Genomic DNA, 25795 nt, shown 5'->3' with positions numbered 1-25795 from the left:
TGGCTCTTTTTTATTGCGAAAAACATCAAATACGAAAAGATTGGAGAAATTCAAAAATGCCTCAAAACAAATTTCAGGACGCTATTTTCACAATTATCATGGCAGGATGTATGGTATACGGCATGATCTGCTATAACGTTGCACTCAACATGGGCGGCGTTACCAATGCAACCTTCGTTGCCGCTCTGCACGAGATGCCGATTATGTGGCCGATCGCTTTCATTCTGGAGTTCTTCATCATCGGCAAGATTGCACCGATGCTCGCGTTCAAGGTCATGCGCCCGACAGACCGCCCGCAGTTCATCACCTATGCGATTTCCTTCTGCATCTGCGCAATGATGTGCCCGATTATGAGCCTGATTGCAACGATTTTGTTTAAGGATAATCCGTCCTTCGCAACCTTCATCCAGACGTGGGGAATGAATCTTCCGGCTGCATTCCTGTGGCAGTTCTGCTACTGCGGCCCGTTCGTCCGTCTGGTGTTCCGCACCATCTTCCGCAAGCAGCTCGCAAACGTTGGTGCACCGGTGGAATCATAAATTTTATACGAAACAGAAAACCATCCGGCAGGAATCTATTCCCCTGTTCGGATGGTTTTTGCTATGATAGAAGCATTTTTAAAATGGCTTCTCTCTGGATTTAAACCAAATTGATAATCGAAAATATACTGATACATAGAATCTTTTCGTAGCTTAAAAATTCTATTATCTAAAAAAGATTCTATACAGACACCTTCTTCTCTGCAAATCTCTTTTATCATTGTTGCGAAAATTCTTGTTGTATGTTTCATGTGCTCACCATAAACGCAGCTATTCTCAGATTTATACAACATATATTGTATTTATATAATTATAATACCACGTTTATAGTATTTTTACAACATCATATGATGTATTACAGTATGATTGATACAAATCCTATCTAAAAAAGGAGTGTATCCATGCGTTACTATTCGCGTCTACGTGATTTACGTGAAGACCATGATTTGACACAGACACAATTGGTAGAGCAATTGGGAATTCATAAAACAACGTATACAAATTATGAGCAGGGAAAACGGGAACCTCCTTTTGAATTTATGATCCAATTAGCAGAATTTTACCAAGTATCCTTAGACTATCTCGCAGGCTGGACAAATGACATTCACATGCAGGCAAATGCTCCTATTAAAAATCCGTCCAATCTGGAACGGCAAGCCATTCATATCCTGCATTCTCTCGCACCAGCCGATCAATTGCTCTGGCTGGAACAAGGAAAATTACTTTCAAAATTTCACAAACAAAATAACGAGCAGTAAAAGCAAAGGCATCTAAGTATTTCTACCTAGATGCCTTATTTTTATGCTTTGTGAGCAATCAGAGCGCGGGATTATCTCTCGTACTCGAATTCCATCTCGCCGATGACAACCGGATCGCCGTCCTTGATGCCCATTTCTTCCAGCTTGTCAAAGACGCCCGCACCGCGCAGGCGGCGGTCGAGATACTGGCGGGACTCGTAGTCATCAAAGTTGATGGACGCGAACAGACGGTCAATCCACTCGCCCTCTACGATATAGTACTCGTTCATGCGGCGGTACGTGATGGACTCCTCCGTAACCGGCTTGTCCACCGGCTCCGGCACGAATTCCGGCTCGTAGACGAGTACCGGCGGCAGCTCTTCGAGCGCGTGCCATGTCATGTTCATCAGCTCGCGCACGCCCTGATTGGTCGCTGCGGACATCTCCGCATACGCAAATCCGTGATCCTCTGCCCACTGGCGGATTTCGTCCAGCTTGGAGTGATCGTCGTCGTAGAACAAATCAATCTTATTTGCAACAACAATCTGCGGGCGCTTTTCGAGATCCATCGAATACTGCGCCAGCTCATCGTTGATTTTGTTCAAGTCGTCAATCGGGTCGCGGCCCTCGCTGCCCGCTGCATCGACAACGTGCAGCAGCAGACGGCAGCGGTCGATGTGCCGCAGGAAGTCATGACCCAGACCGGCGCCTTCCGACGCGCCTTCAATAATGCCCGGAATGTCCGCCATGACGAACGACTCGCCGTCACCAATGCGCACCACGCCCAGATTCGGAACCAGCGTGGTAAAGTGGTAGTTTGCAATCTTCGGACGGGCAGCGGACGCCATGGACAACAGCGTGGACTTGCCGACGTTCGGGAAACCGACGAGACCGACATCCGCCAGCAGCTTCAGCTCCAGACGAATCTCCAGCTCCTGCCCCGGCATTCCCGGCTTCGCAAACCGCGGGGTCTGACGGGTCGGGGTCGCAAAGTGCACATTGCCCCAGCCGCCGCGGCCGCCCTTTGCTGCGACAAACGGCTCGGAATCTGACAAATCCTTGATGACCTGTCCGCTCTGCGCATCGCGCAGAATCGTGCCGCGCGGCACACGAATGACCAGATTTTTGCCATCCTTGCCGGTGCAGCGCTTGCTGCCGCCCTGCTCGCCCGGCTCTGCCTTATACTTTCTCTTGTATCGAAAATCCATCAGAGTAGACAAGTTGTCATCTACCTGAAAAATGACGGAGCCACCGCGACCGCCGTCGCCGCCGTCCGGGCCGCCGGATGCAACATACTTCTCACGGTGAAATGAAACCTTGCCGTCTCCGCCCTTGCCGGACTGGATCCAGATTTTGGCTGTATCAATAAACTGTGGCATGTGGATACTCCTTTCCCTGTCCGTTATAGAAAAAGCACCTCAGACGGACTGCCCGAGGTGCCTTTTGCAATCAAATATCTTACTGCTCGATTTCGTAAACAGAAACCTGCTTGCGGTCGCGGCCCAGACGCTCGAAACGAACTACGCCGGAAACCTTTGCATAAAGGGTGTCGTCGGAACCAATGCCAACGTTTACGCCCGGATGGATGTGAGTGCCGCGCTGGCGAACCAGAATGTTGCCTGCCGGTACAACCTGACCATCAGCACGCTTTACGCCAAGTCTCTTGGACTCGGAATCGCGGCCGTTCTTGGTGGAACCTGCGCCCTTATGATGAGCGAAAAACTGTAAGCTGATCTGAAGCATGACTTACACCTCCATTACTTCGATAAAATCCTGATAACGTGCCTTGAGATTGATAAAATACAGCATCAAGGCATTGAGTGCGTTCTGCGCCTGTGTCTCCTCCGCTTCTTCCAAGCTGTTTGGAAGCTCTAAGCGGATGCGAGCGTTTTCTTCGTCGACTTCCGTTCGGATCGCTAGACCCATAACATCCTCGAGCAGACAGCTCGTGAGATCCAGATTCGCAGATACCGCCGCACAGACAATGTCCTCTCCTGCCTCTGCATATCCTGCATGCTCGGAGACCTCCACTGCGTCAATGCGGCTGCCTGTTAAATAAAAACGGGCGGTAGTCATCTCTTACGCGTTGATAGCGCCGATGGTTACCTTGGTGTACGGCTGTCTGTGGCCCTGCTTACGACGGTAGCCCTTCTTCGGCTTCATCTTGTAGACGATAACCTTCTTCTGCTTGCCGTTCTTCTCAACAGTACCAGCTACAGTTGCGCCCTCAACATACGGAGCACCAACCTTCAGCTCAGCGCCTTCGCCAACTGCCAGAACCTTGTCAAATGTAACGGAAGCGCCGTCTTCAACGCCAAGCTTCTCAACGTAGATTACGTCACCTTCGGATACCTTGTACTGCTTGCCACCGGTTACAATAATTGCATACATTGCGGTAGCACCTCTCTTTCTATAATAGAGTCACGCTCTCACGGGGGACGTCCTGTCTCGGACATACTTCACCAACCCGGTCAATGCGGCTTCTTGTATGTTACCATATCCCGCCTATGCTGTCAACAGCATTTTGGTTTTTGTCCGTCAAAATTCCACGGCGTTTGCGCGGGATTTGTGCACAGATTTCACAATCAATCGACAATGCCGTGATGCAGCTTGGCTGCCTTCAGGGTGTTCTTCATCAGCATGGTGATGGTCATCGGGCCTACGCCGCCCGGAACCGGCGTCAGATACGATGCCTTCTCGTTGACCTCGTCAAATGCCACGTCGCCGCACAGCTTGCCGTCCTTGCGGTTCATGCCAACGTCAATGACAACCGCGCCTTCCTTGACCATATCTGCGGTCACGAAATCCGCCTTGCCGACAGCTGCCACCAGAATGTCAGCCTGTGCGCAGACTTCCTTCAAATTCTTCGTGCGGGAATGGCAAATGGTTACGGTGCCATTCTTGTGCAGCAGCAGCATTGCCATCGGCTTGCCGACGATGTTCGAGCGGCCAATGACCACGCAATTCTTGCCGTTCGGGTCAATGTCATACTCCTCCAGCAGCTGCATCACGCCCGCCGGCGTGCACGGCAGAAAATCAAAGTTGCCGACCATAATTTTTCCGACGTTGATCGGATGGAACGCGTCGACGTCTTTTTCCGGAGAAATGGCGTCAATGATTGCCTGCTCATTGATGTGCTTCGGCACCGGCAGCTGACACAGAATGCCATCAATGCGCGGATTGTGATTGAGCTCATCAATCAGACCGAGCAGTTCCTCCTGCGTGGTCTCCTCCGGCAGGGCATACTTTTCCGAATAGAATCCGCACTCCTCGCAAGCGCGCTCCTTGTTGCGCACATAGACCTTCGAAGCCGGATCCTCACCGACAATGATAACCGCCAGACCCGGGCGAACACCCTTGTCCTTCAGGCCGTTAACCTCTTCCAAAATGCTTCCGCGTACCTTTGCAGAAACCATCTTGCCATCCATACGAACTGCACTCATGCTGTTTCCTCCTTGTGCTTGCTATTCTGTGCTGCGTCTTTGAGAAACGGCATCTTCCGATTGAGGAAGAATCCGCCCAAACCGATGATGACACAAATCAGTGCCACTACCTGCGATACCCGAATGCCGGTGCCCCACAGATACAGGCTGTCTGTGCGCAGTCCTTCGATAAAGAACCGCCCCAGACCGTACCATCCGAGATATAACAATGTAATCTCGCCGCGATATTTGCGCTTTTTCGAGACAACATACAAAATAAAGAATCCTACCAAGTTCCATGCCGACTCATAAAAAAATGTCGGATGATTGCCGGTTGCGCCGGCTTCCGCCAGTGTTTTGCCGATGACCATGCGCCACGGCGCCGTCGTCGCACCGCCATATGCTTCGCAGTTAAAGAAATTGCCCCATCGACCCAAAATCTGACCAATGGGAACCGCCGCCGCAAACACATCCAGCATGTCCATCAATTCAATTTTCTTGAACCGGCACACGGCGGCAACGACAACAATGCCGCCCAAAACACCGCCGTAAATCGCCAGACCGCCGTGCCAAATGGCAAAAACCTCTGACAAATCATTTTTGTATTGCTCCCATTCAAAAATGACATAATAGATGCGGGCACACACAATTCCCAGCGGCACAGCAAACAGCACGCAGTCATACATGTCGTCCTGCTTGATGCCAAAGGCACTGCATCGTCTGGAGGCATACACGACCGCCAGAATCACACCGCACATAATAAGAATACCATACCAGTAAATCGGCTTGGATGCAATATGAAATGCAATATTTGACAGATGAAATTCCAGTCCCAAGCCCGGAAATGAAACGACTTGCTGCATGTGTTATCCCTCCGTCTGCGGTGCAACGACCGCCATTGCCATTCGATTCGGCTGCGCCCACGCCTGCACGCGCGCATCCACTTCCTGCTTTGTGATGTTCTGGAAAACCTCTGCAAAGTCAAACGCCATAGCGCCTGAAAATACCGCTTCTGCCTGCATCCGGCACACGCCGCTCGCATCGCTGCTGCAGCGGATATATTTTCCATACAGCGCCTTTTTGCTTCTGCGGAACACCGCTTCGTCCAAGCCTTCCGCCGCAACGCGCTGTATTTCCTGCTCCAGCGCCTCGCGCACTGCGTCCGGCTCGCTGCTCTCGCCGCTGAACAGCGCACACGCGCCGCCCGCAAACGTAAAGTAATCCGGATCAAACGTCCGATCTGCCAGCCCGCGCTTATATAATGTATCATACAGCACGGTAGACTTGCCTCCGATGCACTGCGCCGCCAGCTCACCCACGAGTTGCTGCCGATACATGTCGCGCGGTGCCTGATCTTTGCAGCCCACCATAAACATCGGACGGGACACCGCCATTTTTCGCTCCCAGCGCGGCTGCGCGACGGCCTCCGGTTCGACTCCATATGTGCGCGATGCAATCTCTGCCGCTTCCGCCGGCGTGATGCGCTGCGCCAGCTCCACCACGCGGTCAAATGCATACTGTCCGCACACAACCAGCACCAGATTCTTCGGAGAATAAAAACCGCGATGGCACAGACGCAAAACATCCGGATCAATCGGCGCAATGCTCTGCTTGCTGCCTGCAACCGAAATGCGCACCGGATGCACGGCGTACAGTGCCTGCAGCACGCCGACATATGCCGACCAGCCCGGCGTATCTTCCAGCATATCAATTTCTTGTCCGATAATGCCTTTTTCCTTTGCTACATTTTCGTCCGTGAAATACGGCGTCGTGACAAAGCGCAGAAGAATTTCCAAATCCTCATAAAACCGATCGGTACACGTAAAATGATATGCCGTCATGATATGACTGGTAAATGCGTTGGGATGCGCACCGCGTGCGGCAAACTTTTGCAGCGCATTGCCGTCTTGTTCTTCAAACAGCTTGTGCTCCAAAAAATGCGCAATGCCCGGCGTGACGTCATGCGCCTGTCCGTCAATGGTAAAATGGCAGTCGATGGAGCCAAAATCTGCCGCCAGCATCGCAAAGGTTTTTTCGCTGTCTGCGCGCGGAACGCAGTAAATGCGCAAGCCATTCGGCAGAACCGCCGCCTGTATCTGTTCGTCCAGCTGCGGATACGAATAGATCTCCATATTATGCTCCCACTCCCTTCAAAAAATAAACGGTATCCGGCACGGCTTTGTTTGCCGCCGCCGTCACCTGCTCGATTGTCACCGCTTCAATGCGGGCAATGAGCTGTTCCAAGGTTTCTGTGATGCCCAGCAGCGCCTGTGTCTGGTAAAAATTTTCCAGTGCGAACGGCGAGTCAAACATGGTGTGCAGCGACGCACAAATCGAGCGCTTGGCGTTGTCCACTTCCTCCTGCGTCAAGCCGCCCGCCTGAATATCCACCAATTGGCGCAAAATCTCTGTGCGAGCCTGTTCCTCGCTGTCGTTTTCGATGCCCGAGGTCACAGCCATGACGCCCTTGGTCTTTTCCGTCTGGGAAGAGGCATAATAACACAGGCTCATCTTTTCGCGCACATGGCAAAACAGCCGGGATGCCGTGCTGCCGCCGAAACAGGAATTGAATACAATCATCGCCGGATATTCCGGATCTTTTGCGGTGATGCCGGTGCGCAGGCCAATGGTCAGCTTGCCCTGCGCGACAGGCTCTTCTTCCGTGATATACCGCAGCTGCTCGTGCTTCGGCACGCGCAGCACCTGCGTTTTCGGCGTAATCAGCTGGTCAATCTCCGGCCGCTCGGCAAATGCCTGCGCGAGCTGCTGCGCCGCCTGGTCGGCATCCAGCGAGCCGCAGTAAAACAGCTCCAACGGTGCCGTTTGCAAAATCTTTTGATACTGCTCCGCCAGCTGTTCCGGCGCGGCGCGGCGAATCTCCTCGATATCGCCGAGTTCTACCAGCCGAAAGGCTTCTTCGTCACACAGGTACTGATACATCCGGCGAACCGCCCATGTCCGTTTGTCATCCGGCAGCGCCGCAATGCGTGCACACAGCTGTGCCGCTTCCCGCGCGACGTTTTCCGCCGTAAATTCACCCGGATGCAGCAAAATACGCGCCATCATCTGTGCAGTATTCGCAAACAAGTCGGTATCACCGCGCATGGCAAAGTGTTCATCTATGACATCTGCAGCAAAGCCAATCAGCTGCGCTTCGCCGCGCTTGCGGATAATCGGCTCTACCCGCGCGCCATACAGCTCATCCAGCTGTGCGGCAACCGCCTGCTGTCCCGGAAAATCCCGACAGCTCACGCGCAGCACGTACGGCAGCAATGCCGACAGGCTGCGTCCCTCGCTGTTCAGCGGCAGCTGAAACATCGCGCTGAGGCAGGAGGTCTTGCACTGCGTGTTCGTCACGCAGGTCAATCCCAATCCCCTTTTTAATAAGAATCTTTTTGTACTATGCATATTATGCTCCCTACTGTCCGGTCAAATGCCGTCCGGACGTTCAGATATTACGTATTCTATCACAAACGATAGGTTTATCGCAGAATCCTTTTCCATTATACCCGCACATGCTGCAAACCGCAACTTGGATTTTTTATTTCTGTTATGTTTCACATTGCATTTCCGCACGCCGCGTGCTATGATGAATAATCAATGAAGAACGGAAAGGAGAATGTCTGGATTGAAGCAAAAAAAACATCGTTCCCGCGCTGTGACCATTTTTTTATGGGTTTGTCTGATCGCCTATTTGGCGCTGCTGCTCAAGGTGATTCTATTTAAATTTGATTTTGACACCATCATCAATATTTTAAACGATCAGGACGAACTGAAGCTCACACGCGTCAATCTCGTCCCGTTTCAAACCATTCGATTTTATTTGTTCTCCGGCCGCGTGTCGGATACCATTGCTTTTCAAAACATCGTCGGCAACATCGTGGCATTTATGCCAATCGGCGTGCTGATTCCTCTGCTTCGCCGCGACCTGAGCCTCAAGTTTACCTTTTTCTTTAGTCTGGCGCTGAGCGGCGCCATTGAAATCACGCAGTATTTGACAGGACTCGGCTCCTGCGACATCGACGATTTGATTCTCAACGTGCTCGGCGGCATGTCTGTCTCGCTGATTTTACTGCTTCTGGATGTGATTTCCTTCGTCATTTTGAAAATCCTCAAGGCATCCCGAAAAAAATCTCGAAAAAGGTCTTGACAATCGCGGCGTTTTGCGGTAAAATAGCAACCGCAATGTAAAGGCAAACACCTTTACAAAGTGAAAAGCCTTTACAACCCGCAAGCATCAAAGGAGCTGTTATGAAGAACAAAACATTTGAGATGTGCATGCTCTTCGATTTTTACGGCGACATTCTGACAGACAAGCAAAAAGAACTGTTTGATCTGTATTACAACGATGATTTGTCTCTCGCGGAAATTTCCGAGCACATGGGAATTACGCGGCAGGGCGTGCGGGACGGCATCATGCGGGCAGAACACACCCTGCGCGCCACGGAGGAAAAGCTCGGTCTGGTATCCAAATACGGTCAGACACAGGCGAATCTGGAAAAGTTGGCGGATATTGTCTGGGATCTGCGCAGCATGAACAACACACGGTATCATGACCCGAAGATTGCAGAGTTGTGCGATCAAGCATTGCAGATCGCAAGACAGCTGTCTGAATAAGGAGAAATCATGGCATTTGAAGGTCTTTCCGAAAAAATTACTTCTGCCTTTAAGAAGCTCAAAAACCGTGGTCGACTGAGCGAAGCCGATGTCAAGAGCGCCATGCGTGAGATCAAGCTGGCTCTGCTCGAAGCGGACGTCAACTTTAAGGTCGTCAAGCAGTTCACCAAGACGGTGACCGAGCGCGCAACTGGTGCTGAGATTCTTGAAAGCCTTTCCCCTGCTCAGCAGGTAATCAAGATTGTAAACGAAGAACTGACCAAGTTGATGGGCGGTTCCAATCAGAAAATTAACATTTCCCCCAACCCGCCGACGGTTATCATGATGGTTGGTCTGCAGGGCGCCGGCAAAACGACAAACGGCGCCAAGCTCGCCGGTCTGCTCAAAAAACAGCAGCAGCGCAGACCGCTTCTCGTTGCCTGTGACGTGTATCGTCCGGCAGCAATCGAACAGCTCAAGGTTGTCGGCGGAAAGTTAGATATTCCCGTTTTCGAAATGGGACAGGGCGATCCGGTCGAGATTGCTAAGGCAGGTGTCGATTACGCAAAGAAAAATGCGTATGATCTGGTTCTGCTTGACACGGCAGGCCGCCTGCACATTGATGAAGCGCTGATGGATGAGCTGAAAAACATCAAAGCCACCGTAAAGCCCGCTGAAATCATGCTGGTTGTCGATGCGATGACCGGTCAGGACGCCGTCAACGTAGCTTCTGCATTTGATGAAGCGCTGGGTATTGACGGTATTCTCATGGCAAAAATGGACGGCGACGCCCGCGGCGGCGCTGCTCTTTCCACCAAGGCTGTCACCGGCAAGCCGATTAAATTCATCGGTACCGGCGAAAAGCTGGGTGATATTGAACCGTTCCATCCGGACCGTATGGCTTCCCGTATTCTCGGCATGGGCGATATGCTCACGCTGATTGAGAAGGCGCAGGAAAACTACGATGCCAAAAAGGCAGCGGAGCTGGAAAAGAAGGTTCGCGCAAACCGTTTGACCCTGACCGACTTTGCCGATCAGCTCGGACAGTTTGAAGATCCGGAAAAAATGCAGAGCATGCTCAAAATGATTCCGGGCATGGACGCAAGCGCATTGGCCGGCGCACAGGTTGACACCAAGGCTGTCGGTCACACCAAGGCCATCATTCAGTCTATGACGCCGAAGGAGCGCGACAATCCATCCATCATTAACTTCAGCCGCAAAAAGCGCATTGCAGCAGGCTGCGGCTTAAAAATTGAGGACGTCAACCGTCTGCTCAAGCAGTTTGAGATGATGCAGAAGATGACGCGTCAGTTTAACAACATGTCCAAGAAGGGACGCAAAAAGGGCGGCATGGGCTTCCCCGGTCTCGGCAATCTTGGCAAGCGCGGAGGCTTCCGCTTCCCGTTCTAACTTAATTTCGTGTAAAGATATTTACAATAATCAATTCACAGGAGGTGAAAACAATGGTAAAAATCAGACTTCGCAGACTGGGTGCTAAGAAGGCTCCTTTCTACCGTGTCGTTGTCGCAGATTCCCGTTTCCCGCGCGATGGTCGTTTCATCGAGGAAATCGGCACTTACAACCCGCTGACCGATCCGGTTGAAATCAAGATTGACAGCGAGCGCGCACAGCAGTGGATCAAGAACGGCGCACAGCCGACCGACACTGTTCGCGTACTGCTGAAGAAAACCGGCGTACTGTAAGAATCAAGTGAGGTTGTTTTTAGATGAAAGAACTTTTGACCTACATCGCAAAGAACCTTGTTAACGACCCGGACGCCGTCAATGTAACCGAAACCATGCAGGGAGAGGAGATCGTTTTTGAGCTTCGTGTAGCTCCCGACGACATGGGTAAGGTCATCGGCCGTCATGGTCGCATAGCGAAGGAAATTCGCACCTTGATGAAGGCGGCCGGTAATCGTCAAAATAAAAAGGTCACTGTCGAAATTGTCGACTGAATCTTTTCTAGAGCCGCTGCGCGGCTCTTTTTTTCTACTCTTTTCACCCTGGAGGATTCTCGATGAAAAAGCAATATCTTGAAATTGGCAAGATCGTAAATACCCACGGCATCCGCGGTGACATCAAGGTACAGCCTTGGTGCGACTCTCCTGATTTTCTGGCCGAGTTTGACACGCTGTACCGCAAAGATCAGTCCCCGATTGTCATTACCTCTGCCAAAGTTCACAAAGGCTGCGTGCTGATGCATGTAGAGGGCGTAGACACGGTGGAGCAAGCACAGGCTATGCGCGGCATGACGCTGTACATGAACCGTGACGATGTTGAGCTGGAAGAAGGCGCCTTCTTTATTCAGGACGTCATCGGTCTGCCGGTATACGACGAGCGCGTCGGACGCGAAATTGGTGTGGTCAAGGAAATCTCCGACGGCCCAGCTGGCGATTTGTACATCATTCAGGACGGCAAAACCCAGCACATGATTCCGGGCGTGCCGGAATTTTTAAAGGAAGTCGATTTGGAAAACGGCCGTGTGACAGTTCACACGATTGAGGGACTGCTGAGCGATGAAATTTGATATTTTAACGCTGTTTCCGGAAATGATTGACGCAGTGATGCAGACGAGCATCATCGGCCGCGCCCAGCAGGCGGGTCTCGTCAGCATTCAGGCGACCAATATCCGCGATTTTACTCTAGACAAGCACAACCGCGTGGATGACACGCCATACGGCGGCGGAAAAGGCATGGTTATGCAGGCAGATCCTCTGTTTCGCTGCCACCAGCATGTGACCGGCGGCAAGCATGTGCACACGGTTCTCATGAGCGCGCAGGGCAAGCCGTTTTGTCAGGAAAAAGCGCGCGAGCTGCTAGCGTACGAGCATCTTGTCATCGTATGCGGTCACTACGAGGGCATCGACCAGCGCTTTATTGACGAGTGCGTGGACGAGGAAATCTCTATCGGTGATTTCGTGCTGACCGGCGGCGAAATCCCTGCCATGGCGGTCACTGACGCCGTGTGCCGCATGGTTCCCGGCGTGCTGGCCGAGGAGGTTTGTTTCACCGACGAAAGCCACTGGAACGGCTTATTGGAGTATCCGCAGTACACCAAGCCGGCTGTCTGGCACGACCGCGAGGTTCCGGAGGTTCTGCTGTCCGGTCATCATGCCAACATTGACAGATGGCGCAGAAAGCAAAGCCTTGCCCGCACGCGCAAGCAACGTCCAGATTTGTTCGAGCAATTTGAACCGCAAGGCAAACAGGATCAGAAGATTCTAGATGAAATTTATTTGGAGGACGGCATCGTCCGGTTTTAACCGCATAGGATTCAGACCATTCAGTTTGCGCTGAATGGTCTTTTTTTGTGCGCAAAACAAAAAAACCACTCATTTTTTCAATGAATGATTTCATATCCCGTGTTTTGTTTACTTTTCGCTGTGCGGCTGCTCATCACCGAAAATCAGATCGTCAATATCCGGTGTGTCCGGCTCGCAATGAGAATAGTCCTGAATCTGGAACATACCTATCACCTCCCATATCTCTTCTCTTTTGTTCTCCTCTATTGTGCATCATGCGTGAGAAAAAGTCAATGCGTTTGGCTGAAACCTTACTGCATGCTTACAAAGAAATTACACAGAATAACAAACGCCCTCGTTTTTTTACGAGAGCGTTTGTTTGTTGGGCTGAAGCAGCTGCCGCACGGCAACCGCGCCGCCGCTGCATGCGACAAACAAATAGAAGCTGACGCCGCGGCTGAGCAGCATTGCATATTGCAGCGCACCGCTCGGAATAAACGCGCGAAACAGCAGCAGAAACGCCCCTTCGCTCGCGCCGACGGAACCGGGCAGCGGCAGCGCAGACACACTGACATACAGCACCGCTTCCATGGCCGCAATGGCGAAAAAGGAATGCGCCGCAGCCGGATGGAGCGCCAGCACAATCCAGCACGGAATCGTATAAAACGCGACGGCCTGTACGATGGTCAGACCGACGATACCGCACAAAACGTGTCCGTTTTGCCGCAGGTACTGTGTGCCGCGCTGATATAGCGCCAGCTGTTCCGTCAATTGCTGCTGCATCTGATTGGCTTTTTTATAGTGCAGGCACGTCAGCACACGGACGAGCAAATGCAAAATCTTTTCGCTCGCCCGCTTGGAAAAAATCATCGCCAGCGTGATGGCGAGCAGCGCCGCATTGACCGCCGTGCCGAGCAAAAACGCATAGCGAAACGCGCCGCCCTCCTGTACCAGCTGTGCATACTGTGTTCCAAACCCGACCGCCGCACACGCAATGGTCACAATCTGAAAGACGGAAAACTGTACCAGCAGAGCCAACGCAGCCGTCGGAACGGCAATGCGGTCGCGATGCATATAGTACAGCTGCATCGGCTGCCCGCCGCTTGCGGACGGCGTGACCGAGCTGAAGAAAAAGCCGACCAGCGCATAAAAAATGTTGTTTTTCAATCGGCTTCGGCAGCCAAACAGACGAAGGCACTGCCATGTGACCGCGCCTTCACTGAGCACAAAGACACACATACATCCAATCGCAATGCCAATCATCGACACACGCGCGCTGCGGATTGCCTGCCATAGCTCCCGCGGATTTTGTCCGCGCAGCAAAAGAAAAAAGGTAATGGCAATCAAACCGAAAAATAACAGGAGATTGCCGAGCAGTTGTTTACGAGTCAGTTTTGTTTTCATAATGATCCACCGTATCAAATCGATATCCGCGTTCCAGCCATAACGGAATGGTTTTGCGCAACGCGGCAATGGTACGCACCGGTGCTTCGTCTTTGCCGCGGCCGTCGTGCAGACAAATGATGCTGCCGCCGGTTGTTCGCCGAAGCAGCTTGCGCTGGATGCTTTCCGCAGTTTCACCGGCACTCCAGTCCTGCGCCATGACGTCCCACAGCATCGGTTTCATTCCTGCCCGATGCATTTGGTGCACAGAGATTAGATTCCAATGTCCCCACGGCGGCCGAACATACTTGACGTTTACGCCCAAATGCCGCATGGTCTGCCGCGCTTCTTGAAAATCGCTGTATGCCTGCCATGGTGTTTGCAGCATGCCGTTTTTGTGCGCCAGTCCATGGACACCGACCAGATGTCCTTCGTCCTGCATACGCTGGATGAGTGCCGGATTTTGTTTGGCAAACTGTGCCACGACAAAAAAGCTTGCTTTGATATCATACCGTGCGAGCAGCTGCAGCAGCTGCGGTGTATATAACAAATCCGGTCCATCATCAAACGTCAAATAAAGCGTATTACCCGTTCGCTTGCGGCGCACGCGGTGCAGCAGCTTCGCCGTATACGTAGGAATCACACTGTATCCCAGCAAAACAATCGCACCTGCCCAATACCAGATGTTCATGATGCTGTCGGCTCCCTTCTCGAATTGTATGCCACCACAGGACAAATTTCTTCCCAGCTCTGTTTCAGCATGTGCATGTTTCGTTTCATTTCGTGCAAACGCGATGGTTCCTGTGCCAACGCCAAAATATCCTGTGCAATCGTCTGCGATTTTTTCCACGCCACGCAGCCAATGCGGTGCTGTTCGATATAGCGCGCATTGGCAAATTCCTGCACGAGAAACGGCTGCAAAATATACAGCGGCGTTTCGCTATGTATCGCTTCAAATGTCGTTGCGCCGCCGGATTTTGTCACCAGCACATCCGCCCTCTGCATGTATTGCGCCACCTGCTCGGTATAGCCGATGACGGTAATTTCCGGATATTTCACGCGCAGCGTATCATACAGCGCTTGATTTTTTCCTGTTATCACGGTGACATGCATGCTGTCGCACCGGCTCAAGACGGACAGGCAGTCCTCCGCCGACGGAAGCAGTCCCAGACCGCCGCCCATCAGCAAAATTTCCGTTTTGCCGCTGTGTTCCTGCCGAACCGGATGTAAAAAATCCTGCCGAACCGGAATGCCGCACACATGAATGCTGTGCGGCGCAACGCCTTTGTACAGCAAATCCAATTTAGTTTCCTGCGCACCGACAAAATACAAATCTGTATCCGGCACAATCCATTCATCCTGTGCGCCAATGTCTGTGATGTAGGTGTACAGCGCAGTGGATGCGTGATACTTCCGCTTATACATCGCCGCAAACTGCGCACACAGCGGAAACGTGGACACAACGATTTCTGCATCTTTCAGCAATTCTTTCATTTTGTCCGCAATCCACGACTGCATCGGCAGGGTGCTGCATCTGCCTGTTATTTTGTTCAGCTGATTATAAAGACTCGGACAGTAATGCACCATCTGCGCAAATCCGCGGTACAGCAGGGCGCTGCTGTTTGGAAACAGCGCATCCATCAAATCAAGCACCTGAATCTGTGCATGGGTGTGCATGGCAGCAAGCTGCTGCCGAATGGCCTCCGCCACGCAGCGATGTCCCATGCCGAAATTACCGGTTAAAATCAAAATCTTTCTCTGCTCCATATGTTTCCCCTCTTTCACCTCGTTTTCCCTATTCTATCGCATAAATATTAGCAAACTATGGAACATACCTTAAGATCATCTAAAGAAGACCTTAAGATTTTCTAAAGATTTTCCCGCACAGCAAAAGCCGGTTTGACATTTGCAACGCATGCAAACGCCAAAACCGGCTTTTTTCATCTTGTATTATTTTTTCGGAACAGTCACGCCGATTTTCTGCATCAGCTTGCGGTAGGCTTCCAGTTCATCCGTGCCGCTCTGCACTTCCTCTGACAAAAAACGCTGCATTTCTGCACGATTCATGCCGACGGATTCCTTCATCGGGCCAATCGGGGTCTTTTCATCATAAGATTCCAAGAACGAGTGTTTGATGCCGCGGCTCTTGTAGCCTGCAAACGTATCAATGGATACCGAATGAATGCCGTTGAAGATACTTTTCTCAATGTACGAATTGTCGCGCTTGAGCCGGCGAATCAGCGTCTTGATTTCCTGCCGCTTGGAACCGCCGCCTCCGTTGTCGCACATCGTACAGTTTTCTGTAAATCGACAGGCGCACTGAATAAATTCCAAATCATTGTAATTTTTCCATGCGATAACGGCATCTTCCCGAATGCCATACATCGGCCGAATGACTTCCATTCCGGGAAAGTTGTCGCTGTGCAGCTTCGGCGGCATGGTCTGAATCATCGAGCTGTAAAACATGCCCATGACAACCGTTTCGATGACATCGTTGAAGTGATGACCAAGCGCTATCTTATTGCAGCCCAGCTCCCGCGCCTTGTTGTACAGATGACCGCGGCGCATCCGCGCGCACAGATAACACGGATCTTTCTCCGTCTTATTGGCAACCGCAAAAATATTGGTCTCAAAAATGGTAATCGGAATGTGCAGCAGCTTGGCATTGCTCTCAATCTTCTGCCGATTGATTTCGTTGTATCCCGGATCCATGACAAGATATACCACATCAAACGGTACTTCGCTGTGGCGGTGCAGCTGCTGAATCAGCTTTGCCATCAGCATGGAATCCTTTCCACCGGAGATACAGACGGCAATTTTATCGCCCGCCTGAATCAAGTCATAATCTCGAACGGCATGGGTGAATGGATTCCAGATTTCTTTTTTATATTTGGTGATGATACTGCGCTCAATGCGCTGATATGGCTCAAATTCTCGGCTCATTTCGTTAACTCCTTATAGCATGCTTCAAAAGCAGACAAAAACCCGTCTATGTCGTTCTGTGTTGTTAAATGACTCAGGCTGATGCGCCAGGAGGACATTGCCGTTTTCCGGTCATGACTGACGGCAAAGACCGCTCTGGACGGCGTATTCTCCACAGAACAGGCAGATTTGACGGATACACAAATGCCCTTGGCATCCAGCGCCTGCTGAAACGCAGCGCCCTTGACGCCGCGCACGCTCAAATTTAAAATATGCGGAATCGCCTGTTTCGGGCTGTTTATGCGCACCTCCGGATAGGCGGACAGCCGCTCTCTCAGCAGATTGTTCCACGCCTGCACGACAGCTTGTCTCTTGGGCAGCTGTTCCAATGCGAGCTGCAAGGCTGTTTCCATAGAAGCCGCCAGCGCCAGCGCCGGTGTGCCGCTGCGATAAATCGTCGTGCTCGCGCCGCCGTGAATGAGCGGTTCCAAAATCACGCCTTTGCGCTTGACCAAAATGCCGCAGCCGTTGAGACCATAAAACTTGTGTGGTGCAATGCTCATAGTATCTATTCCGTCAAAGCTGACCGGCATTTTCCCCACCGCCTGTGTCGCATCGACATGCAGCCGGCAATCCGGAGCCTGCTTGACAATCTCCGCAATTTCTGCAAGCGGCTGTACCGCTCCCAATTCGCTGTCCACGGCGCACACGGCAACCATGACGGTATCCTTCCGCATCAGCTCGCGCAAATGCTCCAAATCCACCCTGCCCTCGCGGTCGATGTCCACCAAATCTATCTCATATCCGCGTTCCTGTAAAGCGGTCAAGGTTCCGCTGACGGAAGAATGCTCCAGCGCCGTCGAGATGATGTGTTTTCCCACATGGCGGCTCGCGCGCGCCATGCCCTTGAGGGCGAGATTGTTTGCCTCACTCGCGCCGGAGGTGAAAATCAGTTCATCCGGCTGTACACCCAACAGCTGTGCCGTATGCGCCAAGATTTCATCCATGCGCGCATGCGCTGCCCGTCCGGCTGCGTGGGTGGAATTGGCATTGCCAATATAGCGCTGTTCTGTCTCCACAAAGGTGCGCAGAACCGCCGGATCTGCCGGCGTGTTGGCGGAGTAATCCAGATAGATCATGCGCGGCCTCCCACGCCGGAAAGATCTTTAATCACTTCTCCTGCGATAATCAAGCCGACAACCGACGGCACAAACGCATTGCTGCCCGGAATATCCCGACGCTCCGTGCACTTGCGCTCTGCTCCCGGCGGACAGATGCAGTTCGTGCGGCAGCTACTCGCCATATCGTCTACCGGACGCATGGGCGGCTCCTCGGAGTATACCACTTTGAGCTTTTTGATGCCGCGCTTGCGCAGCTCATGACGCATAACGCGCGCCAGCGGATCGACCGACGTTTTATAAATATCCGCAACACGGAAGGCAGTCGGGTCCAATTTGTTGCCCGCGCCCATGGAACAGATAATCGGCGTACCCGCTTTGTGTGCCTGCATGACCAGTTCCAGCTTGCCGGTAATGGTGTCAATCGCATCCACAACATAATCGTACTGCGAAAAATCAAATTGATGCGCGGTGTCCGGCATATAAAACGTCTTATATGTATTGACTTGGATATTCTGATTGATGTCGCGCAGACGCTCCGCCGCCACATCCACCTTGTATTTTCCAACCGTGCTGCGCAGGGCAATAATCTGACGGTTGATATTGGTCAGACAAACCTTGTCGTCGTCAATCAAGTCAATGGCGCCGACACCGCTGCGCGCCAGTGCTTCCACGGTAAATCCTCCGACACCGCCAACACCGAACACGGCAACGCGAGCGTTTGCCAGTCTATCCATTCCGTCTTGTCCCAATAAAAGCTGTGTTCTTGAAAATTGATTTAACATAACTTCCTCACTCTGCATGATTTATCTTGTTTTGTGCACAGCGTGCTCCAGCCGCTGCATTGCTTGCTCGATCGTCGTGCGCGGGCAGGCGATATTGATGCGTTCAAATCCCTCGCCGCCCTGTCCAAATAGGGTTCCGGTATCCAGCCAAAGCTTGGCATCCTGCACGATGAGCTGCCGCTGCTGTTGTTCGGTCAGCCCGAGCTTTCTCAAGTCCAGCCAGACCAGATAAGTGCCTTCCGGCTCGATAAGCGCAATGTCCGGCAGTTTTTCGCGCAAAAATTGCCGGACATACGCCAGATTTCCGGCAAGATATTGTTTGAGCTGTTCCAGCCAGTCCGCTCCCGCCTCATACGCAGCCTGACATGCCGCCATTCCCATACAATTGGTGCCGCCGCAGCCGCAGGCGGACAGCTCTTTTTTATATGCATGCCGCAGCTGCCGATTGGGGATAAAAATGTTGGAATTTTGCAGACCTGCCAAATTAAACGTCTTGCTCGGCGCCGTACAGGTAATGGTAAAATCCGCAAATTCCGATTTTACCGACGCAAAAACATGATGTGTGTGTCCTGCATAGGTAAAATCCGCATGGATTTCATCGCTGACAACCAGCACGCCGTGTTTTTGACAGATTTCACCGACGCGAAGCAATTCTTCTTTTGTCCAGACGCGCCCGACCGGATTGTGCGGACTGCACAGCAGCAGCATTTTCACGTGATAATCCACAATCTTGCGCTCCATATCGGCAAAATCCATTTCATATCTGCCGTTTTTCAAAACCAGCGGATTGACTACCAATTGCCGGTCATTCTCTGTGACTTTATTGGCAAACGGATAGTACACCGGCTGCTGAATCAAAATCGCGTCTCCCTTTTGCGTAAATGCCCGAATCGCAATCGCAATGGCAAATACAACGCCCGGCGTGGTAACCAGCCAGCTTCGCTGTGTCTCCCAGCCAAACCGCTGCGCATACCAGTTGTGCACGGCGGAAAAATACGCATCCTTGACACCGGTATAGCCGAAAATTCCATGTTCTGCCAGTGCGTGCAGCCGTTCGAGGACTGCATGCGCCGTCGGGAAATCCATATCAGCTACCCACAGCGGGAGTACATCTTCCGGCATACCCATTTCGCGCGCAAAATCGTATTTGAAACAATTGGTTCCCCTGCGGTTCGGAACCGTGTCAAAATCAACTGGCATGGCGTCCACCTCTCCCGAAAGTCTAATGTATATAGTATACCATAATTCCCACCGCTGCAATAGGTTACTTTTCCACAAAATCCAATGTCTGTCAAAAGCGGTTTTTCACCGATGCAAAACCGGCAGCCCATCCGATCTCTCGGGCGGGCTGCCGGCAAGGAAAACCATATGATTTTCTATTAAATGACGTAATCTTCCTGCTCTCCGCTGCGGAAAACAATCTTGCGGAAGGTCTCAAAATGCAGCAGCTCGTTGAGCTTTGCTTCATCCTGTGCAACAGTGGTCAGATACTCCTGCAGTCCGTCCTGTGTCGATACGGCGATGGCATTGCCGCGTGCATCGACCAGCGGCACACCGTCCACCTGATACTGCGCGAGCGGCACAACCTCTGCGTAAATGCCGTTGATGATGCGGACAACCTGCTTGCTCTCACGAGCAATGATGTCGAAGCTGTCCGGATATGCATAGCCCTCACCGGTCAGCGGCAGCTTGTCGCCGATTTTGAACTGTACGCCCTGCGGGTCATAGCGTCCAACCAGACCGGAATCCAGCTGCATGTAAACCGTCTCAAACAGATGCGTCTTGACCGTGCCGTCCTCACTCTGGAACTGTACGGTACGATCTGCGGAAGAATCCTGTACCAGTGCTTCTACCACGCCGCACGCGGAAGTCATATTCGTCACGCGGTCGATAAACAGCACTTCACCCAGTGTCTTGTGCTTTTCAAAGGTGTCAACCGGAATTTCTTCTGCCACGGTAATATCGCAGTATGCAATTTCGTTTTTCTTGAGGCTGTGTGCCTGCACCTGCTCGCCGGTATTCACATCGGTCTTATAGCGAATTGAGCGAATCTCGCCTGCGATGGTGCGGGTGCCTACCTTGACAAAGTATTCCTTGCCTTCGGTGAGCGGCTCGTCATCCATCCACAGCAGGGTTGCCTGAAATGCCTTTGCGCAGGTGATGTGGCTGTCCTTGGTCAGCACGCGGCCGCGGGAGACGTCAATCTCTCGATCCAGCTGAATGGTTACCGGCTGACCGGCACGCGCGGTCTGTGCATCCTTATCGCCGACCAGAATCGACTTGACATGTGCGGTCTCCTCGCTCGGCTGTACATGAATCTCATCACCGACGGAAATTTCTCCGGCTTCAATTTGACCTTGGAAGCCGCGGAACGTATGATTCGGACGGCATACGCGCTGTACCGGCATATAGAAGCCTTCCTCATGTGATGCTTCGTCAATATCTACATTTTCCAGATAATTCAGCAGCGTGGTGCCGGTATACCACGGCATTGCATCGGAATGCTGGGTCAGGTTGTCGCCTGCTGTCGCAGATACCGGAATAATCTTGACGCTGTACAGCTTGAGCTCCTGTGCCAGTGCCTGAATATCCGCCTCAATCTTGCGGAACTTCTCCTCGCTGTAATCGACCAAGTCCATCTTGTTGAGCGCAAAGACGAAGTAACGAATGCCCATCAGTGCACAGATGCGTGCGTGGCGGCGGGTCTGCACAAGCACGCCCTGCGAAGCATCGACCAAAATGATTGCCAGATCGGCAAACGATGCGCCGACCGCCATGTTTCTGGTGTACTCCTCATGTCCCGGCGTGTCAGCAACGATAAAGCTGCGGTTGTCCGTGGTGAAGTAGCGATATGCGACGTCAATCGTGATGCCCTGCTCTCGTTCTGCCATCAGACCGTCCAGCAGCAGCGAATAGTCAATCTCGCCGCCGCGGCTACCAACCTTGCTGTCCAGCTCCAGCGCCTGTTCCTGATCCGTGTACAGCTTCTTGGTATCGTATAAAATATGTCCGATCAGTGTGGATTTACCGTCATCCACGCTGCCGCAGGTAATAAACTTTAACAGATTCTTCATTAGAAATAACCTTCTCTCTTTCTACGCTCCATGCTTCCGGCTGCTTCTTTATCAATCACGCGGCTGGTTCGTTCAGAGGTAACGGCGGATAATGTTTCAGAAATAACTTCGTCAAGGGTGGTTGCGGTGGATTCTACACCGCCAGTCAGCGGATAGCATCCCAAGGTACGGAAACGCACGTTCTTCATCATCGGCTTCTCACCCGGCAGCAGTCTCATGCGGTCATCATCAACCATGATGAGATTGCCGTCGCGCTCGACAACCGGACGCTCTGCCGCGAAGTACAGCGGCACAATGTCGATGTTCTCACGCTGGATGTACTGCCAGATGTCTTTTTCCGTCCAATTGGACAGCGGGAACACGCGAATACTCTCTCCCTTGTGAATCTTGGTGTTGTACAGCTTCCACATCTCCGGACGCTGGTTCTTTGGATCCCAAGCCTGTGCCTCGTTTCGGAACGAGAAGATTCGCTCCTTGGCACGCGACTTTTCTTCGTCTCGGCGGCCGCCGCCGAACGCTGCGGTAAAGCCGTACTTCTTGAGCGCCTGCTTGAGTGCCTGCGTCTTCATGATGTCAGTGTATGCAGAACCGTGGTCAAACGGATTGATGCCCTTTGCAACGCCGTCCTGATTGGTGTAAACCAACATGTCAATGCCGAGTTCCTTTGCCTTGCGGTCGCGGAAGTCAATCATTTCCTTGAACTTCCAAGTGGTATCGACGTGCAGGAATGGGAATGGCGGCTTTTCCGGATAGAATGCCTTCATTGCCAGATGCAGCATAACCGAACTGTCCTTGCCGATGGAATACAGCATAACCGGACGCTCACATTCGGCTGCCACTTCTCTCATAATATAAATTGCCTCTGCCTCTAATTGGTCGAGGTGGGAAAATTCACTCATCGTCTTCAACTCCAATCAATATTGATTCGCATTGCGGCTATCTACGGTAATGGTCTCCTCCGACGCATCCGGTCGGCTGACAATCCAGTGCAGCAAATTGCCGTCTTTGTTTACTGTCATGCGGCATCCTGCGCCGCCAATGTCTGCTCCTAAATACAGGGAAATCGCATGTGCCGGACATTCCTTGACACAGGACGCGCAGCCCCAGCATTCCATCGGATATCGCATCTCCGCCTTTTTCTGCGTCATGCGAATCAGGGTCCCGGGACAAATCTCCGCACACTGACCGCAGCCAACGCATTTTGTTCGGTCAATTTGAATGCTCATAGGTATCATACCTCCCTGTTAATTCTCGATGAATCATATGAATTTCTCCGTTTTCATATCGAGAATTGACATATTTCAGCCATCTGTCATCTGTTTCCGGATAATCCAGATTTTCCGCGAAGCAATGCCAGCGCGTTTCCTTTCGATCTGCGAGATGGGCAATGACCACGCGGCACACAAGCAGCCGTTCTTTGAGTTCAAACAAACGGGTCAGCTCCTGCATGTCCGATACCTGCACGCTGTCGCTCAGTGCAAGCAAACGCTGTATTTTTTTGTCCGCCAGCTCCAAACCGGATTCTGTAAATCCATAGTCGGTTCGAATGCCGCCCGCATACTGATCCATGACGCCCTGCATGGCTTCTTCCAATTCCTCTGTGGTAAACAGCGATGTATTGGAAAAATACGATGCAATTTCCGCCTGCTTTTCCCGAACATCCTGTTCCGGAATTTCGCCCTGTTTGCCGGCAAGATATGCAGCAGCCGCTTCTCCGGCAATTTCGCCTTCCGCCAGCGCACCGGTTACATATTTCTGCGGGCTGCCGCCTGCAACATCACCGGCGGCAAACAAGCCGTGCACGGTTGTCATGCGCTTTGCATCGACCCAATAGCCGCTCGCCGTGTGTCCGCCGATGATATACGGCTCGGTGCCTTCAATCTCTACGTTTTCTTCATCCGGTGAGCTGCCGTTTTCCAGCCACTTGAGTGTCTGGGACGGCGCCATGTTGAGATACGCTTTTTTCAGGCTGTCCGCCTGTTCCTTGGTAATTCCCTTGGTGCGCAGGTAGCAGGGACCGCGGCCCTCTCGGTTTTCCATGACCGTGCCGTACACGCGCTGTGAAGTCGTCAGACCATATTTCTGCTCGTACACTTCACCGTGCGCATTGACCTGCTTAGCACCGACGCCCTGCGCCAGTGTGCCGGTCGGTGCAATGGTGTCCTTGCATCGCAGAGCAATGAACCGCATTTCAAATGTCGTCATCTCTGCGCCGGCGCGAATGCCCATCGCATAGCCTGCGCCGGTGTTAAACGGCGGGTACCACATCTTGTGACGGGAAAATCCCGGATTGTTCGGCCGGTACAGGCCCGCTGCACCGCCTGTCGCACAGATACATGCTTTACAGCGAATGGCGTACAGCTTTTCTTCCAATACGCCGTTAGCAAACACGCCTTGTATCGTGTTGTCTTTTACAATGTAGTCTATGGCGTTGACGTGATTGAGCACCGTGACATTCGGACAATGCCGCACGGCATCCGCCAAAATCGTCTTGATGTTCTCGCCGTTGATTTTGATGTTTCGATTGCCGCGCGTGACGTAATTTCCATTCTCATCCTTCAGAATGACCAAACCCAATTCTTCCAGATGATGGGTCACCTTATTGAGACGCTCACTCATGCTGAGCAGCAAATCCTCCCGCGCAATGCCATGCGCGTCTTTCTTCGCGTAATCCACGTAAAATTCCGGCGTTTTTCCCGGAACAATATATGCGTTGAGCGCATTGACGCCCGCTGCCAAGCAGCCGCTGCGGCGGATGTCCGCTTTTTCCAGAATTAAAATCTTCGCATCCGGTGCCTGCTTCTGTACAGTCATCGCCGCGTAGCATCCCGCCGCGCCGCCGCCAAGAATCAGAATATCTGTTTCCAATTGTACTGTTGTCACAAAAACACCTCCTGTTAGATAAATACGGAATCCGGCGAAGTCAGCGCCGCATTTTCAATGACGTATGCCTTTTCTTCATCGAAGGCATAGACGCGATAAATAAATACCTTGACTTTTTCTCCCACTTCAACCGGCGTTTCATCCAGCAGTCTCTTTGCCGTCAAAACGGTATCCTTTACGCGAATTTTGAGTTCGATTTCGCTTCCGCGGAATGCCGTAGCTTCTACTGTGCCTTCCTCCGAACCAATCGGGTACTTGAGATATTCGCCCTGCTTTGTCACGGAGATGTATTCCGGACGGACCGCCGCATGGCGCGCATGAATATCCGCGTTTTCGAAACCGGAGAGTTTTTGGAAGTTCTCCACAACCGAGGACTGTCCGATAAACTGTGCCACAAACGGCGTGTGCGGGGTTCGATAAATGTCTTTTGGAGAACCAATCTGTTCAATCTGACCCTGATTGGTAATGATAATCTGGTCAGCAACTTCAATCGCCTCGTCCTGATCGTGCGTGACGAAAATGCTCGTCACACCAACGGAAGAAATCATCTCACGCAGCCAGCTGCGAAGCTCCAAGCGTACCTTTGCGTCAATCGCCGCAAACGGTTCATCGAGCAGCAGCAGCTGCGGCTGCGGCGCCAGCGCACGGGCAAAGGCAACTCTCTGCCGCTGTCCGCCGGACAGCTGATTCGGATAGCGGTTTTCCAAGCCTTCTAAGCCGACCAGCTTCAGCATCTCATACACGCGCTCTTTGATGCGCTTTTTCGGCCATTTCTGAATTTTTAAGCCAAACGCAATGTTGTCATAAATCGTCATGTAGCGAAACAGTGCATAGCTCTGGAACACAAAGCCAATGCCGCGCTTGCTCGCCGGCACATCGTTGACTACGCTGCCGTCTATCAGGATGTCACCGCTGTCCGCAGTCTCCAAGCCCGCCAGCATGCGAAGAATGGTTGTCTTACCGGAACCGGACGGACCGAGCAGACCGACGAGCTTGCCTTTTTCAATTCCAAAATTGATATTTTTTGATGCCTGAAAGCTGCCAAAGCTCTTATTAACATCTTTCATCTGCACGTAATATTGTTTTTCCATT

30 protein-coding genes are annotated in these 25795 nt (G+C 52.1%); 9 read left to right on the top strand and 21 right to left on the bottom strand.

Going from position 1 to position 25795, the window contains the following annotated elements; all coding sequences use genetic code 11:
- Positions 1 to 56: 56 nt before the first annotated feature.
- Positions 57 to 539, top strand: a complete 483-nt coding sequence (locus KQI75_RS09375; protein ID WP_216470513.1) for a DUF2798 domain-containing protein — start codon at positions 57 to 59, stop codon at positions 537 to 539.
- Between the two features lie 35 nt (positions 540 to 574).
- Here KQI75_RS09375 and KQI75_RS09370 read toward each other — a convergent pair whose 3' ends face one another.
- Positions 575 to 790 carry a hypothetical protein gene (locus tag KQI75_RS09370; RefSeq protein WP_216470512.1) on the bottom strand — a complete coding sequence of 72 codons (216 nt, stop codon included), beginning with the start codon at positions 788 to 790 and terminating at the stop codon, positions 575 to 577.
- A gap of 150 nt (positions 791 to 940) precedes the next feature.
- On the opposite strand from KQI75_RS09370, the gene KQI75_RS13780 reads away from it, so the two are divergent.
- Entirely contained in the window at positions 941 to 1297 is a 357-nt protein-coding gene (locus tag KQI75_RS13780; RefSeq protein ID WP_216470511.1) for a helix-turn-helix domain-containing protein, read from the top strand.
- A gap of 71 nt (positions 1298 to 1368) precedes the next feature.
- Here KQI75_RS13780 and obgE read toward each other — a convergent pair whose 3' ends face one another.
- The 8 genes from obgE to yfmF form a co-directional block, all read right to left on the bottom strand.
- Positions 1369 to 2655 (bottom strand): GTPase ObgE, encoded by a 1287-nt coding sequence (gene obgE, locus KQI75_RS09360; protein ID WP_216470510.1) that lies wholly within the window; start codon positions 2653 to 2655, stop codon positions 1369 to 1371.
- 79 nt (positions 2656 to 2734) lie between these two features.
- Positions 2735 to 3019: a 50S ribosomal protein L27 gene (rpmA, locus tag KQI75_RS09355; protein WP_216470509.1), complete on the bottom strand. Its 285-nt coding sequence runs from the start codon at positions 3017 to 3019 to the stop codon at positions 2735 to 2737.
- A gap of 3 nt (positions 3020 to 3022) precedes the next feature.
- The gene (locus KQI75_RS09350; protein ID WP_216470508.1) at positions 3023 to 3352 is read right to left on the bottom strand and encodes a ribosomal-processing cysteine protease Prp; all 330 of its coding nucleotides are present in this window, start codon (positions 3350 to 3352) and stop codon (positions 3023 to 3025) included.
- Positions 3353 to 3355: 3 nt separating this feature from the next.
- The gene (gene rplU, locus KQI75_RS09345; RefSeq protein WP_216470507.1) at positions 3356 to 3667 is read right to left on the bottom strand and encodes a 50S ribosomal protein L21; all 312 of its coding nucleotides are present in this window, start codon (positions 3665 to 3667) and stop codon (positions 3356 to 3358) included.
- Positions 3668 to 3861: 194 nt separating this feature from the next.
- Positions 3862 to 4719, bottom strand: a complete 858-nt coding sequence (gene folD, locus KQI75_RS09340) for a bifunctional methylenetetrahydrofolate dehydrogenase/methenyltetrahydrofolate cyclohydrolase FolD (RefSeq protein ID WP_216470506.1) — start codon at positions 4717 to 4719, stop codon at positions 3862 to 3864.
- On the bottom strand, positions 4716 to 5561 hold the full coding sequence (lgt, locus tag KQI75_RS09335) for a prolipoprotein diacylglyceryl transferase (RefSeq protein ID WP_216470505.1): 846 nt from the start codon (positions 5559 to 5561) through the stop codon (positions 4716 to 4718). Before lgt ends, folD begins: the two co-directional genes overlap by 4 nt.
- A gap of 3 nt (positions 5562 to 5564) precedes the next feature.
- Positions 5565 to 6830, bottom strand: a complete 1266-nt coding sequence (gene yfmH, locus KQI75_RS09330; RefSeq protein ID WP_216470504.1) for an EF-P 5-aminopentanol modification-associated protein YfmH — start codon at positions 6828 to 6830, stop codon at positions 5565 to 5567.
- Position 6831: 1 nt separating this feature from the next.
- Complete coding sequence (gene yfmF, locus KQI75_RS09325) at positions 6832 to 8106, bottom strand: EF-P 5-aminopentanol modification-associated protein YfmF (protein WP_216470503.1); 1275 nt, start codon at positions 8104 to 8106, stop codon at positions 6832 to 6834.
- Positions 8107 to 8326: 220 nt separating this feature from the next.
- On the opposite strand from yfmF, the gene KQI75_RS09320 reads away from it, so the two are divergent.
- The 7 genes from KQI75_RS09320 to trmD all read left to right on the top strand — a co-directional run bounded on the left by KQI75_RS09320 (position 8327) and on the right by trmD (position 12559).
- Positions 8327 to 8848 carry a VanZ family protein gene (locus KQI75_RS09320; RefSeq protein WP_216470502.1) on the top strand — a complete coding sequence of 174 codons (522 nt, stop codon included), beginning with the start codon at positions 8327 to 8329 and terminating at the stop codon, positions 8846 to 8848.
- Between the two features lie 101 nt (positions 8849 to 8949).
- On the top strand, positions 8950 to 9315 hold the full coding sequence (gene ylxM, locus KQI75_RS09315; protein ID WP_216470501.1) for a YlxM family DNA-binding protein: 366 nt from the start codon (positions 8950 to 8952) through the stop codon (positions 9313 to 9315).
- 9 nt (positions 9316 to 9324) lie between these two features.
- Positions 9325 to 10704 (top strand): signal recognition particle protein, encoded by a 1380-nt coding sequence (gene ffh, locus KQI75_RS09310; protein ID WP_216470500.1) that lies wholly within the window; start codon positions 9325 to 9327, stop codon positions 10702 to 10704.
- A gap of 53 nt (positions 10705 to 10757) precedes the next feature.
- Positions 10758 to 10997, top strand: a complete 240-nt coding sequence (rpsP, locus tag KQI75_RS09305; protein ID WP_216470499.1) for a 30S ribosomal protein S16 — start codon at positions 10758 to 10760, stop codon at positions 10995 to 10997.
- 23 nt (positions 10998 to 11020) lie between these two features.
- Positions 11021 to 11251, top strand: a complete 231-nt coding sequence (locus KQI75_RS09300; protein ID WP_216470498.1) for a KH domain-containing protein — start codon at positions 11021 to 11023, stop codon at positions 11249 to 11251.
- Between the two features lie 62 nt (positions 11252 to 11313).
- Positions 11314 to 11823 carry a ribosome maturation factor RimM gene (rimM, locus tag KQI75_RS09295; RefSeq protein ID WP_216470497.1) on the top strand — a complete coding sequence of 170 codons (510 nt, stop codon included), beginning with the start codon at positions 11314 to 11316 and terminating at the stop codon, positions 11821 to 11823.
- A complete protein-coding gene (gene trmD / locus KQI75_RS09290) occupies positions 11813 to 12559 on the top strand; it encodes a tRNA (guanosine(37)-N1)-methyltransferase TrmD (protein WP_216470496.1) in 747 nt (248 codons plus the stop codon). Before rimM ends, trmD begins: the two co-directional genes overlap by 11 nt.
- A 342-nt stretch (positions 12560 to 12901) precedes the next feature.
- On the opposite strand, the gene KQI75_RS09285 is transcribed toward trmD, so the two are convergent.
- The 12 genes from KQI75_RS09285 to KQI75_RS09230 form a co-directional block, all read right to left on the bottom strand.
- A complete protein-coding gene (locus tag KQI75_RS09285; RefSeq protein ID WP_216470495.1) occupies positions 12902 to 13942 on the bottom strand; it encodes a lysylphosphatidylglycerol synthase transmembrane domain-containing protein in 1041 nt (346 codons plus the stop codon).
- A complete protein-coding gene (locus tag KQI75_RS09280) occupies positions 13920 to 14612 on the bottom strand; it encodes a polysaccharide deacetylase family protein (protein ID WP_216470494.1) in 693 nt (230 codons plus the stop codon). Before KQI75_RS09280 ends, KQI75_RS09285 begins: the two co-directional genes overlap by 23 nt.
- A complete protein-coding gene (locus KQI75_RS09275; RefSeq protein WP_216470493.1) occupies positions 14609 to 15688 on the bottom strand; it encodes an MGDG synthase family glycosyltransferase in 1080 nt (359 codons plus the stop codon). Before KQI75_RS09275 ends, KQI75_RS09280 begins: the two co-directional genes overlap by 4 nt.
- 183 nt (positions 15689 to 15871) lie before the next feature.
- Positions 15872 to 16864 (bottom strand): tRNA 2-thiocytidine biosynthesis TtcA family protein, encoded by a 993-nt coding sequence (locus KQI75_RS09270; RefSeq protein ID WP_216470492.1) that lies wholly within the window; start codon positions 16862 to 16864, stop codon positions 15872 to 15874.
- Positions 16861 to 17982, bottom strand: a complete 1122-nt coding sequence (locus KQI75_RS09265) for a cysteine desulfurase family protein (protein ID WP_216470491.1) — start codon at positions 17980 to 17982, stop codon at positions 16861 to 16863. Before KQI75_RS09265 ends, KQI75_RS09270 begins: the two co-directional genes overlap by 4 nt.
- Positions 17979 to 18746, bottom strand: a complete 768-nt coding sequence (locus tag KQI75_RS09260) for a tRNA threonylcarbamoyladenosine dehydratase (RefSeq protein ID WP_216470490.1) — start codon at positions 18744 to 18746, stop codon at positions 17979 to 17981. Before KQI75_RS09260 ends, KQI75_RS09265 begins: the two co-directional genes overlap by 4 nt.
- A gap of 21 nt (positions 18747 to 18767) precedes the next feature.
- Positions 18768 to 19946, bottom strand: a complete 1179-nt coding sequence (locus tag KQI75_RS09255) for a MalY/PatB family protein (RefSeq protein ID WP_216470489.1) — start codon at positions 19944 to 19946, stop codon at positions 18768 to 18770.
- Between the two features lie 179 nt (positions 19947 to 20125).
- Positions 20126 to 21820, bottom strand: a complete 1695-nt coding sequence (locus tag KQI75_RS09250; RefSeq protein ID WP_216470488.1) for a sulfate adenylyltransferase subunit 1 — start codon at positions 21818 to 21820, stop codon at positions 20126 to 20128.
- Positions 21820 to 22719, bottom strand: a complete 900-nt coding sequence (cysD, locus tag KQI75_RS09245; protein WP_216470487.1) for a sulfate adenylyltransferase subunit CysD — start codon at positions 22717 to 22719, stop codon at positions 21820 to 21822. Before cysD ends, KQI75_RS09250 begins: the two co-directional genes overlap by 1 nt.
- Before the next feature lie 15 nt (positions 22720 to 22734).
- Complete coding sequence (locus tag KQI75_RS09240; RefSeq protein WP_216470486.1) at positions 22735 to 23046, bottom strand: 4Fe-4S dicluster domain-containing protein; 312 nt, start codon at positions 23044 to 23046, stop codon at positions 22735 to 22737.
- On the bottom strand, positions 23030 to 24703 hold the full coding sequence (locus tag KQI75_RS09235) for an adenylyl-sulfate reductase subunit alpha (RefSeq protein WP_216470485.1): 1674 nt from the start codon (positions 24701 to 24703) through the stop codon (positions 23030 to 23032). The genes KQI75_RS09240 and KQI75_RS09235 overlap by 17 nt, the downstream gene beginning before the upstream one ends.
- Before the next feature lie 14 nt (positions 24704 to 24717).
- Positions 24718 to 25794 (bottom strand): ABC transporter ATP-binding protein, encoded by a 1077-nt coding sequence (locus KQI75_RS09230; RefSeq protein ID WP_216470484.1) that lies wholly within the window; start codon positions 25792 to 25794, stop codon positions 24718 to 24720.
- Between the last annotated feature and the right edge of the window lies 1 nt (position 25795).

Origin of the sequence: Butyricicoccus intestinisimiae (assembly GCF_018918345.1) — a bacterium.
GTDB lineage: Bacteria > Bacillota > Clostridia > Oscillospirales > Butyricicoccaceae > Butyricicoccus_A > Butyricicoccus_A intestinisimiae.
Note: the sequence above shows the minus strand (reverse complement) of the source record. Positions and strands in the feature narration are given on the sequence as shown.

Bases quoted from the DNA above. Each gene is read 5' to 3' on its own strand.
- KQI75_RS09375 (WP_216470513.1), top strand. From the start codon at position 57: ATGCCTCAAAACAAATTTCAGGACGCTATTTTCACAATTATCATGGCA.
- KQI75_RS09370 (WP_216470512.1), bottom strand. From the start codon at position 790: ATGAAACATACAACAAGAATTTTCGCAACAATGATAAAAGAGATTTGC.
- KQI75_RS13780 (WP_216470511.1), top strand. From the start codon at position 941: ATGCGTTACTATTCGCGTCTACGTGATTTACGTGAAGACCATGATTTG.
- obgE (WP_216470510.1), bottom strand. From the start codon at position 2,655: ATGCCACAGTTTATTGATACAGCCAAAATCTGGATCCAGTCCGGCAAG.
- rpmA (WP_216470509.1), bottom strand. From the start codon at position 3,019: ATGCTTCAGATCAGCTTACAGTTTTTCGCTCATCATAAGGGCGCAGGT.
- KQI75_RS09350 (WP_216470508.1), bottom strand. From the start codon at position 3,352: ATGACTACCGCCCGTTTTTATTTAACAGGCAGCCGCATTGACGCAGTG.
- rplU (WP_216470507.1), bottom strand. From the start codon at position 3,667: ATGTATGCAATTATTGTAACCGGTGGCAAGCAGTACAAGGTATCCGAA.
- folD (WP_216470506.1), bottom strand. From the start codon at position 4,719: ATGAGTGCAGTTCGTATGGATGGCAAGATGGTTTCTGCAAAGGTACGC.
- lgt (WP_216470505.1), bottom strand. From the start codon at position 5,561: ATGCAGCAAGTCGTTTCATTTCCGGGCTTGGGACTGGAATTTCATCTG.
- yfmH (WP_216470504.1), bottom strand. From the start codon at position 6,830: ATGGAGATCTATTCGTATCCGCAGCTGGACGAACAGATACAGGCGGCG.
- yfmF (WP_216470503.1), bottom strand. From the start codon at position 8,106: ATGCATAGTACAAAAAGATTCTTATTAAAAAGGGGATTGGGATTGACC.
- ylxM (WP_216470501.1), top strand. From the start codon at position 8,950: ATGAAGAACAAAACATTTGAGATGTGCATGCTCTTCGATTTTTACGGC.
- ffh (WP_216470500.1), top strand. From the start codon at position 9,325: ATGGCATTTGAAGGTCTTTCCGAAAAAATTACTTCTGCCTTTAAGAAG.
- rpsP (WP_216470499.1), top strand. From the start codon at position 10,758: ATGGTAAAAATCAGACTTCGCAGACTGGGTGCTAAGAAGGCTCCTTTC.
- KQI75_RS09300 (WP_216470498.1), top strand. From the start codon at position 11,021: ATGAAAGAACTTTTGACCTACATCGCAAAGAACCTTGTTAACGACCCG.
- rimM (WP_216470497.1), top strand. From the start codon at position 11,314: ATGAAAAAGCAATATCTTGAAATTGGCAAGATCGTAAATACCCACGGC.
- trmD (WP_216470496.1), top strand. From the start codon at position 11,813: ATGAAATTTGATATTTTAACGCTGTTTCCGGAAATGATTGACGCAGTG.
- KQI75_RS09285 (WP_216470495.1), bottom strand. From the start codon at position 13,942: ATGAAAACAAAACTGACTCGTAAACAACTGCTCGGCAATCTCCTGTTA.
- KQI75_RS09280 (WP_216470494.1), bottom strand. From the start codon at position 14,612: ATGAACATCTGGTATTGGGCAGGTGCGATTGTTTTGCTGGGATACAGT.
- KQI75_RS09275 (WP_216470493.1), bottom strand. From the start codon at position 15,688: ATGGAGCAGAGAAAGATTTTGATTTTAACCGGTAATTTCGGCATGGGA.
- KQI75_RS09270 (WP_216470492.1), bottom strand. From the start codon at position 16,864: ATGAGCCGAGAATTTGAGCCATATCAGCGCATTGAGCGCAGTATCATC.
- KQI75_RS09265 (WP_216470491.1), bottom strand. From the start codon at position 17,982: ATGATCTATCTGGATTACTCCGCCAACACGCCGGCAGATCCGGCGGTT.
- KQI75_RS09260 (WP_216470490.1), bottom strand. From the start codon at position 18,746: ATGTTAAATCAATTTTCAAGAACACAGCTTTTATTGGGACAAGACGGA.
- KQI75_RS09255 (WP_216470489.1), bottom strand. From the start codon at position 19,946: ATGCCAGTTGATTTTGACACGGTTCCGAACCGCAGGGGAACCAATTGT.
- KQI75_RS09250 (WP_216470488.1), bottom strand. From the start codon at position 21,820: ATGAAGAATCTGTTAAAGTTTATTACCTGCGGCAGCGTGGATGACGGT.
- cysD (WP_216470487.1), bottom strand. From the start codon at position 22,719: ATGAGTGAATTTTCCCACCTCGACCAATTAGAGGCAGAGGCAATTTAT.
- KQI75_RS09240 (WP_216470486.1), bottom strand. From the start codon at position 23,046: ATGAGCATTCAAATTGACCGAACAAAATGCGTTGGCTGCGGTCAGTGT.
- KQI75_RS09230 (WP_216470484.1), bottom strand. From the start codon at position 25,794: ATGGAAAAACAATATTACGTGCAGATGAAAGATGTTAATAAGAGCTTT.